The organism is Pseudomonas sp. RIT409 (assembly GCF_003052515.2).
Lineage (GTDB): Bacteria > Pseudomonadota > Gammaproteobacteria > Pseudomonadales > Pseudomonadaceae > Aquipseudomonas.
Genome location: NZ_QARE02000016.1, coordinates 112,526 through 129,012, shown reverse-complemented (window position 1 = coordinate 129,012; position 16,487 = coordinate 112,526). Strand labels below are relative to the sequence as shown.

Sequence of the window (16,487 nt, the reverse complement as noted above, 5' to 3'; positions counted from 1 at the left end):
GTAGGTCATCGTCAAGATTCAATTGCAGAACCCCGTTTGCGAAAGCAGACGGGGTTTTGTCTTTTCCGGGAGGCTATAATCGGCCGCATGTCTCAGTTGGCGGTGCTGCTAAGCGTCACCTCGACTGATCGGGCATCGTTCATAATGCCCATAAAAAAGCCCCACATTGCTGTGGGGCTTTCTAACGCGACTCAACATCCTTATTCGGCAGAGGCTTCCGCCACTTCCGCAGTCTTCACTGTACTCATCTCTTCCCGGCGGCGGATGTATTTCCAGTCAGCTTCATCGATGTAAATACCGGCTGGGCCAGTGCCGCCTTCTAGGTCGATGGCCACATGCGCCGATACCTGAGGCTTGACGCTCGCCAAGATCGGTACGAAGCCAAGCTGAAGGCTGGTTTCCAGAAGGGCAGACTGGTTTCTTTCGTCAATGTCTGCTGCTTCGTCGAGGTAGTACGGTAAGCGGACGCGACCGGCGAGGTCGCGATCCATCAAGTGCAGCAACAGGTACATATTGGTCAGCGCTTTGATGGTCATGGTCGTGCCATTGGATGCAGCGCCATCGATGTCGGTGTGGATAACCGGCTGACTATTGACCTTGGTGATCTCGAACGCCAATTCGAACAGGTCTTTAAGGCCCAACTGGTTGTGGTTCGCCGCCACAAGACGCGCCAGATATTCTTTGGCCTCTTCGTTCTTGTTGTCTTGCTCGGCGCTTTGGCTCAAATCAAACACCGACAGGGTTTCGCCTTCTTCGTACTGACCGGCGCTGTAAATGATCTGATCGATGTGTTTGAGCGCTTCCTTGTTTGGCGCAAGTACGATGCGAAAGCTTTCCAGGTTGGAGACCTGACGGCGGTTGATTTCGCGGTTGAAGAGCGCTAACTGGTGCTCGAGGCTGTCGTAATCGCTGCGGATGTTGCGCAGCGTCCGCGCAATGTCGGTAACGGCAGCGCGACGGGCCTTGCCGAGGGTCAGCGCTTCGTCGGTCCGGTGCGCATAAGCGTTGATCAGCAACTTCAGGCGACGTTCCATGTCGTCTTCGCTGTCGAACTTCGCCACACCCTTGAGGCGTACTTGCGCATAAAGCGCTTCGATCTGGCCATCGCAGCGTTGCAGGCCCTGCCAGCTGTCCTGATAGTCATTGAGCAACGGCAGCAGATTATCCAGGGAGTCGTCGACAGGCTCCATGAACGGCGTGCCGAATGGCAGATCCGCAGGCAGTAGCTGACGACGACGCAAAGCGTCATCCAGCGTGCGTTGTTTGGCTTCCAGATCGCCAATCTGCCGCCCTACCAATTGCAGCTTGGCCGACAGTTGCTGTACGCGCTCGGTAAAGGCATCGCTGGAGCGCTTGAGCTCGTCCTGGGCGGCTTCCATCTGCGCCAGTTGTTCGAGCTTCTCGCCTTCTTCTGCACTTAGCGTTTGAGTGCGCCGGAAGTCTTCCAGCGCTTTCTGCGCATCCAGCACTTGTTGATAAAGCGCTTCGGTTTGGCTCTTGCTCGCAGCCCTGTCAGAGGCCACGGCCTGTTGGGTCTTCAGTTGCCTCAGTTCTTTTTCCAGACGTTCCTTCTGGTCACGCAATGCGGCCCGGTCAGCCAGCGCCTGCAATGCGGGAGGGTCGATATGCGAAAGGTTGATCGACAGGCCCGGCACTTCGAAACGTTCACCCTTGAAGGCATCGAGGACGGCCTCCAACGATTTGACCCACGCGTCGTTGTCATCCAACGCAATGCCTTGTTCACCCAAGGGCAAGCTGAACAGCGCACCGTTGAACAGGCGCATCAAGCGCTCCACGTCCGGTTGCGAAAACTCTTCGCGCAGTCGGGCATAACTGTTGTTGTCCGCATGATCGAGCTGTTGCTTGACCGATTTGAGGCGCTTTTCCAGATCGCGTACACGTTCATCCAGATCTTCGGCGCTGAACTGACGGGATTGAGCCAGTGCACCGGCGAGTTCGTCATGTGCGTCTTTGGCGGCCAGCAACTGTTGCTCGAGGATCTTAACGTCATCGATCAGCGCGAAGCGGTTCTTGAGGACGGCCAATTCGCCAATCCAACGCTGAACGTTACTGATCTCACGCTCCAGGCGCATGAGCTCCTGAGTACTGCCGCGCTGGTCGTTCTGCAAGGCATCCTGCTCGCCACGGTAGTGCTCGGCCTGAATGACCAATTCTTCCTTGCGAGCATTTGAGTAGTCCTGCCAGGTGCCCAGCAGGGAGTCGAGCAGCGGCGAGAGGCGATGCAATTTGCCGCGAAGAATGTCCCGCTGTTGCACCCCGTTGGCCAAGGCTTCAACCAATGGGCCAGCCAATACCAGCGCGTTGTAATCCTGTTCCATGCGCCTTACATCGCGGAAGGCTTCTTCACACGCGGCGATGTAATCGACACTGCCGGATCTGAGGCTGTGTTCGAAGGCGTCGAGAAACAGTTGCTTGAGCTTGGCCGCGGTGATTTCGCGCATGTGCAGCAGGTTGATGAACAGTGCACGGAAGGTCTTGAGGCTTTGTTCGCTGGTGGAACGCAGCGGGATAAGCGTCAGGTCCAAAGGAATGGACGTATGCCCACCCACCAGCAGGCGACGCAGCTCGTCCGGCTTGAGTTCGTAGGCTTTCAGCCCCTGGCTTTCCAGATTGCTGAACAGTTCTTTTTGGCGCAGACAGGTGTCGTTCTTCTGATAGTGGGCCAGGTCCAGCTTGCCCGCGTAGGCAAAGAACTGGTGACCGAAGCCACCCCCTGGGCCACGCCCGACGACCCCGATGACATGCGGGCCATGGGGAAGGGCGACTTCGACCAGGATATAACTGGTGTCCGAGGCGAAATAAAAGCGGCGCGACTGGTCAAGGCTGTATTTGCCGAAGGACATGTCCGACATGCGCGCCAGAATGGGGAATTGCAACGCGTTGATGGACGCGCTCTTGCCCAGGTTGTTCGCACCGTACACCGACAGCGGGTGTTCGAGCGGAAACAGCCCGAGGCTGTAGCCGGCGGTGTTGAGCAGGGCGAAGCGGCGGATGCCGTAGCGTTCCTGAGTCATGCATCTAGCTCCTGTTCTTCGGCGATCGCGCGGGCCAGAGCCTGCTCTTCGGTCTCTTGCGTTTCGTCAAACTCGCTGAGGTCGAGCGGGTCGTCTGTCTGCAGCAGTTTTTCATCACTGTCATCGTCGATCAGGACCGGCGTCGGCAGTGGCAGATCGCTGTGCAGGCTTGCAGCCAGGTCACGGTCTTGCTGAACCGACAGACAGACGTCGAGGAAACGGTGCATCGGCGGCAGGAAGCGGTAGATGCCCACCTCTTCAGACGCGAAGCCGAGTTGGGTCATGCGACGCATGATTTTCTCTTCCAGCTCTTCTTGGGTCTGCACTTCCGCTTGCAGGAACAGATCGCGGTATTTCTCCAGCAGCGATGGCAGTTCGTCACGGCCCAGACTGCCGCCATCGAGTACGGCGACCGGATCACGGCCCTGATCGGCCAAGTGTTCGACGAGAATGAAGGTAAACAGCGCCAGGCGTTGCGCGGTTTTGTTGACCTGTGCAGCCGCCAGTTCCGGGACGAAGTAATAGAAGCCGCGAGTATCGCAGATGAGTTCAAAGCCCAATGCCTTGAACAGCGCACGGTACTGATCCTGCGAGTTGGAAAGCTGAGCGTAGAGCTCGGGGTCTCGGCGGCTGATGTGGTAGCCCTTGAACAACTCGCGAAAGATCGGTGCGAGTTGGGACATTTCGGATAGATCAAGATGCATGGGCGGTGCCCTCTGAATTCTCTTGGGTGGCGTCTTTGCTTGAGAGCAGGGCGAAGGAGCGCAGGCTGACGCGGTGCTCCTGAGTGAGGTACTCGCGGCGTTCCAGGCGCTCGCGTTTGAAACGTTTTTCACGAGACAGTCGCGAAAACCAGTACAGCAGTTCATCGGTTGCACCGGTCGGCTCTTGCTCCAGCAACCAGACCATCAGGTCTGGCATCGGCAGTGCTTCCTCACAGCGCTCGACCATTTCCTTGACCGTCCGCGGCGCCCGAGGCGGTTCACCCTTGCGGGTAACGCTGGATTTGGGGAAGCGTGCGGGTTTCGGTTCGAAACGAGCCAACGCGTACACATAGGCCTCAACCTGGTTCGCGCTGCCGAGAAAGGTGCTCTGCGGACGGGTGAACAACGGCATGGCGGCTTGTGGCACTGCGTCGATGCCTTTGCGGCGGATGGCTGCCAAGGCCAGCGCGGCGCCGCGCGTGACGGCGTTATGGCGGCGTGCCTCTTCCCGCAACGGCAGCAACAATTCGCGCGCATGGCGCAGCGTCAGTTGGGCGCTGGTCTGCATTTCCAGGATTCGGGCATGGGTGCGCAGCAGCATGTCGTCGTCGACCAAGTGCCCGAGGCGCTGCTGGTCGGTGAGCATGCGCAGCAACACGTTCTCGACCTTGCGCACGCCTTGTTCGAAGGCGCCATCCGCGTTCACCAGTTGAATCATCGGCTCGACGTATTCGTCCCACGTCGCGAGCACTTCGGCGTAGCGTTGGCGCAGTGGAATCTGGCGGTCGCTGGTCTTGGCCCGTTCGGCCACCGAGACCAACGCCTGTTCGTCGTTGGCGAGTTTTTTCAAGACATCGCGCACGCGCATGTCGAGAAGGCGCAACTGGCGCGCAAGATCATTGGCGTCGCGAGCTTCGAACGCTTCCTGGATGTAGCCGGCAAGGCGCTCCAGGTGACGCAGGTAGGCTTCGATTTCCAGGCACAGCCCCAGACGGTGTTCGCGGCGCAAGTACGACAGGAAGTCATGGATCTGCGCGTTGAGCTCGAACCGGTTCGGGCTTTTGGCCACGGGAACGAGAATGTCGAGACGAATCCACACGTCTAGCAGGTGGGTAATGTCTTGTGGCGTGCTTTCCAGTTGCTGGGCGGCCAGTTGCAGACGCAGTTCGCTCAGGCTCAGGGTGCCTTGGTCGAAGTGCTCGCACAGTGGCTCAAGAAGCGCCCAGTGCTCGGCGAGGGCGCGCAAGACGCGCTTAGGTTCGATCATCGGAGGGCCGCTGGTTGGCAAATAAAAGCGGCAATTGTACTGCATCGCAGCCTTTGGTTTTCACCCTCAGTCGATCAACTGCGGCGTGATTCGTCGAAGGTCTGTAGAATCTGCGTCCTGACTTTATCCACAGGTGGCTGTCCCTTGCTCAACGAGCCTCGCCGCCGCGCCTTTTTGTCCGCCATGCAGGTGGTCACCTGGCTGCCGCGTACCGAATTGCCTTTTGCTGCGCCGTCACGTGCGGAGCTGCTTGCGCCGTTGCCGGTATTCGACGAAGTCGAGGACGCGCCCCGGCCAGCCGCGCCTGCACCCGGGCACAGCGAGGCGCCTGTGGCCGGCACTGTGCCCGTCGCTCGGTCCGGCGACCGGCCAAAAATCGAGGTGCCCCGTCCGTCCGTGCCAGCGAAGGCGTCTGCCACCCCTGCGGCCCAGGACGACGCTGCGCCTGTGGTTAACAAGGCACCGGTCGTGCCTCCTCCTCGTTTTGCCCTGCAACTGCTGCGGGCCGGCAGTTGCTTGCTGCTGGTCGAACTCGTCACGGGCGAGCCGTTTCAGAGCCGCGACCCTTCCTATCTGTTGCTGAAGGACATGTTGCGAGCGGCTGGGCTGCCGGACAGCCCGCAAATCGTCGGCGAGCCCGTGAGCTGGCCGTTGCTGATGCGCGGGCAAATGGACCAGGGGCCGGACGCTGCGAGGGATTTCGTTCAAGGGTTTCTCTACGCCCGCGTCGAGGAAGCGCCTTGCGCTTGCCTGTGGTTGGTCGGACTTCCGGCGATCCGTTTTGCCGGCGAGTCGGATGCCGAATCCTACAATCAAGATTTCCAGATCGATGGTCTGGGGCTGGCCTGGGCGCTGCCGGGTCTGGAGCTGTTGATGGACGAGCCTCAGCGCAAGGCCGACGTATGGCGTGCCATGCGCAAATTGATGGGACGTTGGAAGAGCGTAAATGAGTGATGCCGTAACGTTTCGCCGCATGACCGAGGCCGACCTGGATGCGGTATTGAAAATTGAATATGCAGCGTTCAGTCATCCTTGGACGCGGGGCATTTTTCTGGATGGGCTCAAATCCTATGAGATCTGGCTGATGTTCGAAGGCAATCAGCAGGTCGGGCATGGGGTGATCAACGTGATCATCGACGAGGCGCATCTGCTCAACATCACCGTCAAACCAGAAAGCCAGGGCCGTGGCCTCGGATGGCTGCTGCTCGACAAACTGATGAAGCGCGCCTTTGAACTCAACGGGCGTGAGTGCTTTCTCGAACTGCGCGCCAGCAACCAGTCGGCGTATCGGCTTTACGAGCGGTATGGATTCAACGAAGTGGGGCGGCGACGTGATTACTATCCGGCTACTGGTGGCCGGGAAGATGCGTTGGTTATGGCCTGTACGTTGACGGATTGATTTCGTCGCGCCGCGTGCGGCCGAGCCGTACAGACCAGAAAGTGGTGCGCCCTGAGCGTCTCCCTGCCACTGCCTCATGTTCGAGCGGTCGAATGACTCAGCCTCTTCGCTCTCATGCCGCGGGCTTGCAACATGAGAGCGTGCGGCTTTGGACGTGCCGGCAAGCCGAACTCAGATTTCAGGCTTGCCATCCAGCGGGTCGAAGATCGCCATCTCTTCTTCATCCAGCCCGCTACCTGCGCCGATTTCATCCTCATCCACAACGCTCAGGTCGAAGTCGGCCGGTCCACCTTCGCCTTCTTCGCGAGCCGATCGGGCGCCGTCTTCGCCGATCAGCGTTTCAGGGCTCATGTCATCGTCTGTCGGATTGTGGTCGTCTGTCGATGCACCCGTCAGGCCAGCTTCACGGGCGCGTTCGTCAGGAATGTAGGTCTGCAGTTCGTCTTCGGGAATAGTGTCCCCAATGCGTCCGCTGGGTTCGTTGTTGTCGTTGAAATTGAGCTCTTCCATCGACCCCATGCGGTCTTCGTTGTCATCGATGGGTTCAGGTTGAGTGGCGCCGAAAGGGCGGCGTGAGTCGTTCATGGCAGATCCTCATTACGGTCGGTCTTCTGGGTGGACCGGCACTGGCGATGAAGATTCCGCGCCGGTTCCTCACCGGTAGTGGGCTATGGGCCATCTTAGCGGGGAGGATGTCGGATTCGTCGCGGTGGGCTCAAACCGATGCTTCTTAACCAGCGGCTGTGCTGGCCTGCGGCGGCGATTTCACATCCGCCACCGCAGGCCAGCCCAGGTTTTACGGAGGAGGGTCAGGCTTGCTTCTTCATTTCGGGCAACGGCTTGCGCAGTTGATCGAGCTGGCGCCCCACCGAGCCGGTCCGGCATTTCGCTGCGGCCTGATCAGGCGTCATGTTGCGTATCGAGGTGTAGAACAACTTGCAGGTGTCGACCTTTTGGGTGACCTGCCATTTCGTCGTGCATTGCTTGAGCAGCGCAGCGGCGTCTGACGATGGGTTCTGGCCCATTCCCGCCTGCCAGCACGCGGCGCTCAAATCCTGGCCCATGACTTTCAAGCCGGCGTCATCGGCTTTGGTTTCATCGCCGCCATAGTTGCTCTTGTCAGCCGCGTACCAGATGTAACTCGGATGATTGGACCCGATCACGGAGACGTTCTGTCCCGTTGCGGGGGTAATGGTTGCCAGGCCCAGCACCGGCACTTCCGCTTTGTACTGCTCCTTGATCCAACTGCGCACCGGGGCACCAAAGGCGACCATGGGCAGAGAGGTTCCTTTTGCACTCAAGCTGACCTCTTTGACCATCGTGGTCTGGTAGTCGGTGAAGTAGCCGTAGACGCCTTCCAGGTCTTTACCCGCATTGGCAGGGGCGGCGATGGGGGCGATGTCGATGATGGTCTGATAGGCAGGCGTCTGGTCGGCGGGAATGCCGTTGTCGGTCAGCAGCGCTGCCCAGCGATCAGTAGTGGCCGAGCGCAGGTAGTCCTGCGCCTGCGTCAGGGAGTAATCCGGTGGGAAATGCAGCAGTTCGACACTTTTACGGTTTTCCAACGCCATCCCCAGCGGCAGGAAGAGGTACCAGTTATAGGCAAACTTGCCGGCGGCATTGAGTTTCTGAGCGCCGTCGTAGGCCTTCTCACCGGCGTCCAGCAGTTGGGTGAGCGGTTTGTCATAACCGTCTGGCACGCCGCTGATGGTCGCATGGAGCTGATCGTTGTCGTTCACAACGCTGACTTTTGCGCTCGTGTAGCCGTCGCGCTGAACGCTCTGCGTCAGGTAATGCTCGGCGGTCTGCTCCAACGTCCAGTTCTGGAAGCAGATGACATTGCAGTTGTTGGGATAAGCGAAAAGGCGGGTGACCCGCTCCTTGCTGCCCAGGTTGACGTTGACCTCTGCGTGGGCGCAGATGCTCAGCGTGAATGCAGCGAGGGTGGCGCTCAATGCGGCGGTTTTCTTCATGCTCATGTCCTTGTTGGCGTGGGCACCCGTCTGAGCGGGTGTGTACCAATAATGAAACACGCGGACATGACTGGAAATATGCCGAATCGAATTTACCGGCCTTTCAAATGCACGCTTCCCAATAAAGCAGGACATTCCGAGTTACAGCACGAACCGCTGCACCATGCTGTTCAGATCCGTTGCCAGCATCGCCAGTGCATGACTGGCGACGGTTGTCTGCTGGGCGCCGGAAGCGGATTGCGCCGACAGGTCGCGAATACTGCTCAGGTTGCGATCCACTTCGCTAGCGACTTGGGCTTGTTGTTCGGCGGCGCTGGCAATCAGCAGATTCCGATCGCTGATCGTGGAAGTCGAACTGATGATCACGGTCAGCGCCTGGCTGGTGGCAGCCGCCTGTTCGAGGGTCTGGCTAGCTTGGGCCGCGGTAATGCGCAAGGTTTCAGCGGTGTCTTGGGTGCTCTTCTGTACGTCGTGGATCAGTGTTTCGATTTCGGTGGTCGATGCGCTCGTGCGTTGTGCCAGCGAGCGGACCTCGTCGGCCACCACCGCAAATCCGCGACCGGCCTCGCCCGCCCGCGCGGCTTCGATGGCGGCGTTCAGCGCGAGGAGGTTGGTCTGATTGGCGATGGCGCGAATCACTTCCAGAATTTTACTGATGCTCAAGGTGCGCTCGGCGAGGCCATCGGCCTGGTGGGAGGAGTCAAGCACGTTGTCCGCCAGTTCCTTGATCGAGTCGATGGTGCCCGACAGGCGCGTGCGGCCTTGCGCGGCCGCCTCGTTCGACGCTTTCGATTCGGTAGAGGTGTTGCTGGCGTTGTCGGCCACTTCGACGGCGGCCTGGCTCATCTGGTTGACGGCAACTGCAGCTTGTTCGATTTCATCGTTTTGCATCTGCAAGTTCCGGGCGCTGGCCTCGGCGATCGCACCCATTTCCTGCACCGAGTGGCCCAACTGCCCGGCCGCGGCGTAAATCTGATCGAGGGTGACGTGCAAGTTTTCACGCATCTGGCCCAGCATCTTCAGCAATTGCGCTGTTTCATCCTTGCCGTCCGGTACCGGGTACGGGCTCAGATCACCTTGAGCGATGGTGCTGGCGATCTGCAGTGACTGGCGCAGTGGCCTGATAATGCTCAGGCTCAAGCGCCATGCCAGCAACAGCGTCAGGGCCAGCGCAACCGCGATGGCACTGACAGCGATGATGCGCGCCTGCTCGAACCGGCGGCCCGCCCCCTCCACCGCCGTGGCCGCGCCCTGCTTGTTCAATTCGCGGAGCAGTTGCACCTGCATGTCCATCAGGTCGCCCTGTACGCTCAGTGTCGTATTGAGCAGCATGCGCGCGTCATTGATTCTGCTCTGTTCGATCATGCCGATCTGGTCATGCAGTCCCGGCATGAATGCTTTGTAGGCGTCTTGCAGCGCCTTGATGGAATCACGTTCTGTGCTGTCGGTCGCGTGGGCAAGGTAGTCGCTGAAGCCTTTTTCGACTTCATTCTTCAACTGCTCGACGTTGATCTTGCTGGTGACCATCGCGCTCGGGTCATCTGCGTTGGCGATAAGGCGTGCGCTTTCTCCGCGCAGTTTGCTCAGATCAATCGCTATTGCGTCGGCCATGGCAATGCTCGGCAACGCACCGCTCTGAACGGCTTCGCCCTGATCCCTAATGCTCTGCATCTGAAATAGGCAGAACGCGCCCAGTGCCACCAGTAGCGATGCAGTAACCCCAAAGCACAGGATCAGACGCTGAGTAATCCGGAAGCGCCGCAAGAACATCGGCTTGGACGAAGTACGAAACAGCCCACGCAATAACCTTTTCAAAGCACCACTCTCAGCGACGAGGACATCGGAGACTTGGTTATAAAGCGGTTTCATGATGTCTTTATGACATCTCTCTGTATGTTTCAGATTTGTGGTGGTTCAGCGGCCATTGCGCGATGAGTGGTCGCCCAGCCGTGTAGGGGTGCCAGAACGCTGTGACTGAGGGGCGCTTTAGGCACAAAGGCCCCATCAAACGCCTGCTTCCTCCATGAATTCCTGCAAAAATCGCTGCGCTCGCTCGTGCCGAACCTTCGCCATCTGCCGTCCGGTCACCGTCTGAAAGCCGTCAGCCAAGGTGAAGAGCTTGGTGGTGAAATGATCGACGGCATATTGGGAGTCATCCAGCGCGCGGTGTTCGGCGTGGGGGTCGGTCGGCTCATAAAGGTGACTGCCCATGCGCCCTGAGACATAGAACAGGCGCGCGACTCCTATCATTCCGATTGCATCAAGGCGATCGGCGTCTTGCAGAATTTTCGCTTCCAGACTTTCGGGAGGGATGTTCGCCGAATGGCTGTGGCAGACGATGGCGTGGGAGACCGCTTCGACGCGCTCTTCGTCCCAGCCCATTTCGGCCAAGACTTCCGATGCCTTGGCCGCTGCCAGACGAGAAGCGCTGGAGCGGAAGGGGGAGTTCTTTTCCACGGCCACGCTGTCGTGCAAAAGCGTTGCGGCCAGCAGGATTTCGGAGTCACCGCCTTCCTTGTCGCGGATTGCGCAGACATTTCTCCAGACACGGTAAAGATGTGACAGGTCATGGGAGCCGTCGGGCCGCTCTGCCACCGTGTGAGGGATCAGCTTGTCGGCAAGGTCTTGAAACGGCGAGAAGGAGAGGGCGCTCATCGGAAGTCCTTTCGATAGGGGCTGTCAGCCGCTACCAGCATAGAGGATTCATGTGACGGGCGGCCTGGAATACACCTCGCTCATCTGCTGGCAATTGCGATGCCAGCAGATGTTCAGCGCGGAACAGGCGGTGGTCACTGCCCCTTCATGGCGGCGGTCATTTTATCAACGTTGTAGCGAAACATTTTCACGTAAGTGGCTGCCGGGCCATTGGGCGGGGACAACGACTCCACATACAACTCGCCTCCGGGATGGGCCCCGCTGGCATTGGCGATCTGTTGCACCAAACGCGGGTCGCTGGAGTTTTCGAAGAAGTAAGCGCTGACGTGCTCTTGTTTGATCTGGTTGATCAGCTTGCCGACGTCAGCGGCCGACGCTTCGGTTTCGGTGGAAAAGCCCAGCGGCGACAGGAACGTCACGCCGTAGGCATCACCGAAGTAGCCAAACGCATCGTGAGACGTCAGCACCTTGCGCTGGGCGGCGGGAATGGCGTTGATCTGAGTGCGGGCATAGGCGTCCATGTCCTGCAACTGGACGATGTATTTGTCACCGTTTGCCTTGTAGTCCGCCGCATGCTGCGGGTCGGTCTTCTGCAGGGCTTTAACGATATTTCTGACGTAGACGATGCCGTTGACCGCGCTATTCCAGGCGTGCGGATCGGTGATCTTTTCACCGTCTTCTTCCATGCTGCGGGTCATGATGCCATTGGACAACACCACCGGTTCACCCTTGTAGCCTGATGCAGTGATCAGCCGATCGAGCCAGCCCTCCAAGTGCAGGCCGCTGACAAACACCACGTCCGCTTTTTTCAGTGCCTGGGCGTCATTGGGGGTTGGCTCATAGACGTGTGGGTCGCCGTTAGGGCCGATGAGAGAGGTCACGTGCACATGATCCCCTCCGACGTTTTGCACCATATCGGCGATGACAGTGAACGATGCGACGGTTTCCAAGGGTTTTGCCTGGACGATAGTGGTCAGGCCCGACAACGCCAGCGCGGCGGTCAGGAGCGTCAAACGTTTCATGATGTTTTCCTTCAGGTAAGCGAACGATCAGCCGGAGAGGTGAACCCTTGGGAACAGACGGCGTAGGAAACCGCTGCGTCCAAAGAACAGTGAAAACAGATAGAACGCGCTGGCGGTCAGGACGATGGCGGGGCCGGACGCAACGCTGGCGTGGTAGGACACGATCAAACCGATGAAACCTGAGAGGGTGGCGACCACAGTGGAAATCACGATCATCCCGGTCAGCGAGGTCGACCAGAACCGTGCGACCGTGGCGGGCAGCATCATCATCCCCACTGCCATGAGGGTCCCCAATGCTTGAAACCCGGCGACCAGGTTCAGCACCACCATCAATAGGAACAGCACGTGATACAGCGAACCCCGGCCACCGACGGCGCGCAGGAACCCTGGATCGAAACATTCGAGAATCAACGGACGGTAGATCACCGCCAGCAGAATCAGGGTGAACGAAGCGATGGCGCCGACCATGAATATGGCTTGGTCATCGATGGCCAGGATCGTCCCAAAGAGGACGTGCAGCAGGTCAACGTTGGAGCCATGCAGTGAGACGATCAGCACGCCGGCGGCGAGGGAGGTGAGGTAAAAGCTGGCGAAGCTCGCGTCTTCTTTCAGTGTGGTGAACCGACTGACCAAGCCAGAGAGCAGGGCCACGGCGAGTCCGGCGATCAGGCCGCCAACCCCCATCGCGGGGAGCGACAGGCCCGCGAAAAGAAAGCCCACTGCTGCGCCTGGCAACACCGCATGGCTCATGGCATCCCCCACCAGGCTCATGCGTCGCAACATCAGCAACACACCGACAGGGCCGGAACCGATCCCCAAGGCGAAACACGCTATCAGGGCGCGCCGCATGAAGCCGAACTCGACGAAGGGCTGAATCAGCAACGAGTAGAGCGTCACGAGGCGTCCTCCTTGTCGAGCTCACAGGGTTGCGCGTCAGGGCTCCAGTGCTCGGCCATGTTCTTGGCCCGACGCAGGTTCTCGGGGTGAAGAATGTCGACGGTATTGCCCCAAGCAATGGCTTCACGCGCCAGCAGCAGGGTGCTGGGAAAATGCTGGCGCACTTGTTCGATATCGTGCAGCACCGCAATCACAGTGCGCCCTTGACCATGCCAATCGCTGATCAACTTGAGCAGATCGCGTGTCGTGCGCGCGTCAATGGCCGTGAAAGGTTCGTCCAACAAGATCACCGAAGCATCCTGAAGCAGCAGCCGGGCGAACAGGACCCGCTGAAACTGGCCAGACGACAGCGAATTGATGCTGCGTTGCTCGAAGCCTTCAAGCCCTACTGCCAGCAAGGCGTCGCGGGCTTGTTCAGCCTGTTTGCGTGAGGCGCCACGGAACGCCCCGAGGCTGCGCCAAGCGCCCATCATCACAGTGTCGGCCACGCTCAGCGGAAAGCTGCGGTCGATTTCAGCCGCCTGGGGCAGGTAGCCGATGTGACGCGTGGCGAGGGGACCCCGATCCACTCGACCTACGGCGGGTTTGAGCGTCCCTGCGATGGCTTTGATGAGGGTCGACTTGCCAGCACCGTTGGGGCCCACGATGGCGGTCAGGCTGCCCGCTGCGAAGCGTCCGCTTACATGGTGCACGGCGGGGCGACGCTCGTAGGTCACGGTCAGGTCGTGCAAGTCGATGGCGGCGCTCATGGGATGGCCACCGCCCATGCGATGCCGATCCACAGCACCGCGAGGACGGCCAGTGATATCAGGACTCGCTTGCCCGCGGACTGAGCGAGTGCGGACGCTGCGATGTTGATTGAGGGGTGTCGATCCTGTTTCACGAGAACTGAGGCCTGAAATGTTTTGTTATAGTATTACATCACTATTTTCAGGAGCGAGGAAAGGGGTATTTATCGCCGGTTCAGGATCGCGACAGATTGGGTTTCAAGGCGCCTGTATTTTCTCGAGTGGGCAAACCCTGTAGTTTCAGGCGACGTCTCCCTGTTCTGGAACCTTACATGTCCGCCATCTATCGCCGTCCGGTGCCGCTTGCCAAATGCTATCGGCTGCTCAATCACGGGCCCACCGTGCTGGTCAGCGCGGCCCATGGCCATCAGCGCAATATCATGGCGGCGGCGTGGGCCATGCCGCTGGACTTTCAGCCACCTAAAGTCACGGTGGTGCTCGACAAGTCTGTCTGGACGCGCCAACTGCTGGAAGCCTCCGGACATTTTGTGATCAACGTGCCAACGGTCAGCCAAGTGGACATCGTCGAGACGGTCGGTTCCACGTCAGGATTGGAAATTTTCCGGGCGGACGAGCAGGACAAGTTCAAGGCCTACGGCCTTGAAACCTTCTCTGGCGATGTGGTTGACGCGCCATTGCTGGAAGGCTGCGTCGCTTGGTTGGAATGCCGTTTGATACCTGAGCCGCATAACCAGAGTCAGTACGATCTGTTCATCGGCGAGGTTGTGGCCGCCTGGGCGGATGAGCGCGTGTTTTCCGATGGCCATTGGCATTTTGCCGACCATGATTCACTGCGCACGGTGCACCATGTGGCGGGCGGGCATTTTCTGGTGATCGGCGATGAAGCGGTCGGCAGCGTACTGCACCGAGTGGAACACCCGCTGGCCTGACGCAGCGGAACACTGAGTGTGAGCCCCTTCACGCCCAGCGTGCGGCCTGTGCATCATTCATTCCTGCCAAACACCTCACCCGCTGCCCGACTTGGCGCCAGAGTCGAGTCAGTGAGTGGCTGAGGTTTAGGCTGGTCAATCCTTGACCAACTGGCCGTCTACCAAGCGCCAAGTGTGCAGCGGGTTGCTTCGCTGCAGGGCGGCAGGTAGCAATGAATCCGGCACATTCTGGTAACAGACCGGACGCAGAAAACGGTCGATTGCGGTAGCGCCGACCGAGGTGCTGCGGCTGTCGGAAGTCGCTGGGAACGGCCCGCCGTGCACCATGGAGTAGCTCACCTCGACGCCGGTAGGGAAATCATTGAAAAGGATTCGACCGGCCTTGCGCTCCAGGATGGGCAGCAACTGCCGGGCGATCGCCTTGTCTCCGTCCTCGTAGTGCAACGTTACGGTCAATTGGCCGTCAAAGCTGGCGGCAACGCGTTGCAAGTCGTCTACGTCCTTGCAGACGATGAGCAGGGCACTGGGACCGAAGTTTTCGTCTTCCAGCGAAGGTGTGGCGAGAAACGTCGCCGAGTCGGTCCTGAAGAATGCGGCGCGTGCCTGATAGGGCCCTTCTGCTTCGCGCCCTTCGGCCACCAACGAGACACCTTGCGCCTTGTGAAGATTGTTCAAGCCGTTGCAGTAGGCGCCATAGATATTGGGCGTCAGCATCGTGCTGGACGTTTTGTCGGAAAGCGCCTTGCCTGCCGCGTGGACGAACAGCTCGAGATCATCGCTTTCCAGCGCCAGCAAAATACCCGGGTTGGTGCAAAACTGACCGGCTCCCATCACCAGCGAATCGGCAAAACCGCTGGCGATGCTTTGGGCGCGGGCCGCCAGAGCGGCCGGCAGCAGAAAGCCGGGATTGATGCTGCTCATCTCGGCGTACACCGGAATTGGAACAGGGCGGGCCTGGGCCGCCGCCACCAACGCGAGGCCGCCACGGCGTGAGCCCGTAAAGCCGACCGCTTGAATTCGTGGGTGGCTGACCAACGCTTGGCCCACCGAAATATCTTTGTCGATCAACATCGAGAACACGCCTTCCGGCATACCTGTCGCGCGAGCGGCTTGCTGAATGACCCTTGCCACCAGTTCACTGGTGCCTAGGTGCGCGGGGTGGGCCTTGACGATGACCGGGCACCCTGCCGCAAGCGCCGACGCGGTGTCGCCACCTGCGACTGAAAACGCCAATGGGAAATTGCTGGCGCCGAATACCGCGACCGGGCCCAGCCCGATGCGTCGCTGGCGAAGGTCAGCGCGCGGAAGCGGCTGACGGTTTGGCAGGGCGGTGTCTACCACCGCGCCATGCCAGCGGCCATCACGAAGCAGCGTGGCAAACAGTTTCAGTTGGTTGGCAGTGCGCATCCGCTCGCCCTCAAGCCTGGGACGCGGCAGCCCGCTTTCCAGGTGAACACGGTCGATCAGCGTGTCGCCCAAGTCCAGCAACCCTTGGGCGATCGCTTCGAGAAACAGCGCTCTCTGCTCGTCGCTCAGATGCCGATAGCGGTCGAACGAAGCCTCGGCCAGTTCGCAGGCCTCATTGACGTCCTCCAGCGAATTAGCGCCGAATGCCGGCGTCAGCGGCTCTCCGGTTGCTGCGGCGATGGCCGAGACTTCGCCCGCCTGCCCGCGTAGCGAGCGCTGTCCGATGATCGATTCACCCAGGATTTGCATGTGTTCTGCACCTCGTGTTCGAGACGGGCTTGGGGCGGGTCGCGGCTTTGTGTTGCGCGGCGGTGGTCAGCGCTTGAGCGTAGATCATGGATCAACGTGCGTCAGCTCGATCGTTTGCTGAGAGCTGCGGCGAATGCTTTG

At 59.7% G+C, this 16,487-nt stretch carries 14 protein-coding genes; 3 read left to right on the top strand and 11 right to left on the bottom strand.

Annotated elements, in window-relative coordinates; translation table 11 throughout:
- Nucleotides 1–200: 200 nt before the first annotated feature.
- Genes mksF through mksB form a run of 3 tightly spaced genes read right to left on the bottom strand, consistent with a single transcriptional unit; the run spans nt 201 to nt 5,006 of the window.
- Nucleotides 201–3,035, bottom strand: a complete 2,835-nt coding sequence (gene mksF, locus DBP26_RS19500) for an Mks condensin complex protein MksF (protein WP_108239039.1) — start codon at nt 3,033–3,035, stop codon at nt 201–203.
- Complete coding sequence (mksE, locus tag DBP26_RS19495) at nt 3,032–3,739, bottom strand: Mks condensin complex protein MksE (protein ID WP_108239040.1); 708 nt, start codon at nt 3,737–3,739, stop codon at nt 3,032–3,034. Before mksE ends, mksF begins: the two co-directional genes overlap by 4 nt.
- On the bottom strand, nt 3,729–5,006 hold the full coding sequence (gene mksB, locus DBP26_RS19490) for an Mks condensin complex protein MksB (protein WP_108239158.1): 1,278 nt from the start codon (nt 5,004–5,006) through the stop codon (nt 3,729–3,731). The genes mksE and mksB overlap by 11 nt, the downstream gene beginning before the upstream one ends.
- A gap of 144 nt (nt 5,007–5,150) precedes the next feature.
- On the opposite strand from mksB, the gene DBP26_RS19485 reads away from it, so the two are divergent.
- Both DBP26_RS19485 and rimI read left to right on the top strand, forming a co-directional pair.
- On the top strand, nt 5,151–5,960 hold the full coding sequence (locus DBP26_RS19485) for an energy transducer TonB (RefSeq protein WP_108239041.1): 810 nt from the start codon (nt 5,151–5,153) through the stop codon (nt 5,958–5,960).
- Nucleotides 5,953–6,405 carry a ribosomal protein S18-alanine N-acetyltransferase gene (gene rimI, locus DBP26_RS19480; RefSeq protein ID WP_108239042.1) on the top strand — a complete coding sequence of 151 codons (453 nt, stop codon included), beginning with the start codon at nt 5,953–5,955 and terminating at the stop codon, nt 6,403–6,405. The genes DBP26_RS19485 and rimI overlap by 8 nt, the downstream gene beginning before the upstream one ends.
- Before the next feature lie 171 nt (nt 6,406–6,576).
- Here rimI and DBP26_RS19475 read toward each other — a convergent pair whose 3' ends face one another.
- The 7 genes from DBP26_RS19475 to aztA form a co-directional block, all read right to left on the bottom strand.
- A complete protein-coding gene (locus DBP26_RS19475) occupies nt 6,577–6,990 on the bottom strand; it encodes a serine kinase/phosphatase (RefSeq protein ID WP_108239043.1) in 414 nt (137 codons plus the stop codon).
- Nucleotides 6,991–7,214: 224 nt separating this feature from the next.
- Entirely contained in the window at nt 7,215–8,378 is a 1,164-nt protein-coding gene (locus DBP26_RS19470; RefSeq protein ID WP_108239044.1) for a hypothetical protein, read from the bottom strand.
- Between the two features lie 141 nt (nt 8,379–8,519).
- Complete coding sequence (locus tag DBP26_RS19465) at nt 8,520–10,148, bottom strand: methyl-accepting chemotaxis protein (RefSeq protein ID WP_177411092.1); 1,629 nt, start codon at nt 10,146–10,148, stop codon at nt 8,520–8,522.
- A gap of 234 nt (nt 10,149–10,382) precedes the next feature.
- Nucleotides 10,383–11,033 carry an HD domain-containing protein gene (locus tag DBP26_RS19460; protein ID WP_108239046.1) on the bottom strand — a complete coding sequence of 217 codons (651 nt, stop codon included), beginning with the start codon at nt 11,031–11,033 and terminating at the stop codon, nt 10,383–10,385.
- 134 nt (nt 11,034–11,167) lie between these two features.
- Entirely contained in the window at nt 11,168–12,055 is an 888-nt protein-coding gene (locus DBP26_RS19455) for a metal ABC transporter substrate-binding protein (protein ID WP_108239047.1), read from the bottom strand.
- Nucleotides 12,056–12,082: 27 nt separating this feature from the next.
- Complete coding sequence (locus tag DBP26_RS19450; RefSeq protein ID WP_108239048.1) at nt 12,083–12,952, bottom strand: metal ABC transporter permease; 870 nt, start codon at nt 12,950–12,952, stop codon at nt 12,083–12,085.
- The gene (gene aztA / locus DBP26_RS19445; protein ID WP_108239159.1) at nt 12,949–13,701 is read right to left on the bottom strand and encodes a zinc ABC transporter ATP-binding protein AztA; all 753 of its coding nucleotides are present in this window, start codon (nt 13,699–13,701) and stop codon (nt 12,949–12,951) included. Before aztA ends, DBP26_RS19450 begins: the two co-directional genes overlap by 4 nt.
- A 311-nt stretch (nt 13,702–14,012) precedes the next feature.
- Between aztA and DBP26_RS19440 the strand changes: the two genes are divergently transcribed.
- Nucleotides 14,013–14,630 carry a flavin reductase family protein gene (locus tag DBP26_RS19440; RefSeq protein ID WP_108239049.1) on the top strand — a complete coding sequence of 206 codons (618 nt, stop codon included), beginning with the start codon at nt 14,013–14,015 and terminating at the stop codon, nt 14,628–14,630.
- A gap of 135 nt (nt 14,631–14,765) precedes the next feature.
- Here DBP26_RS19440 and DBP26_RS19435 read toward each other — a convergent pair whose 3' ends face one another.
- Nucleotides 14,766–16,346, bottom strand: coding sequence for an aldehyde dehydrogenase (NADP(+)) (locus DBP26_RS19435; protein ID WP_108239050.1), 1,581 nt, complete (start codon nt 16,344–16,346; stop codon nt 14,766–14,768).
- Nucleotides 16,347–16,487: the final 141 nt, after the last annotated feature.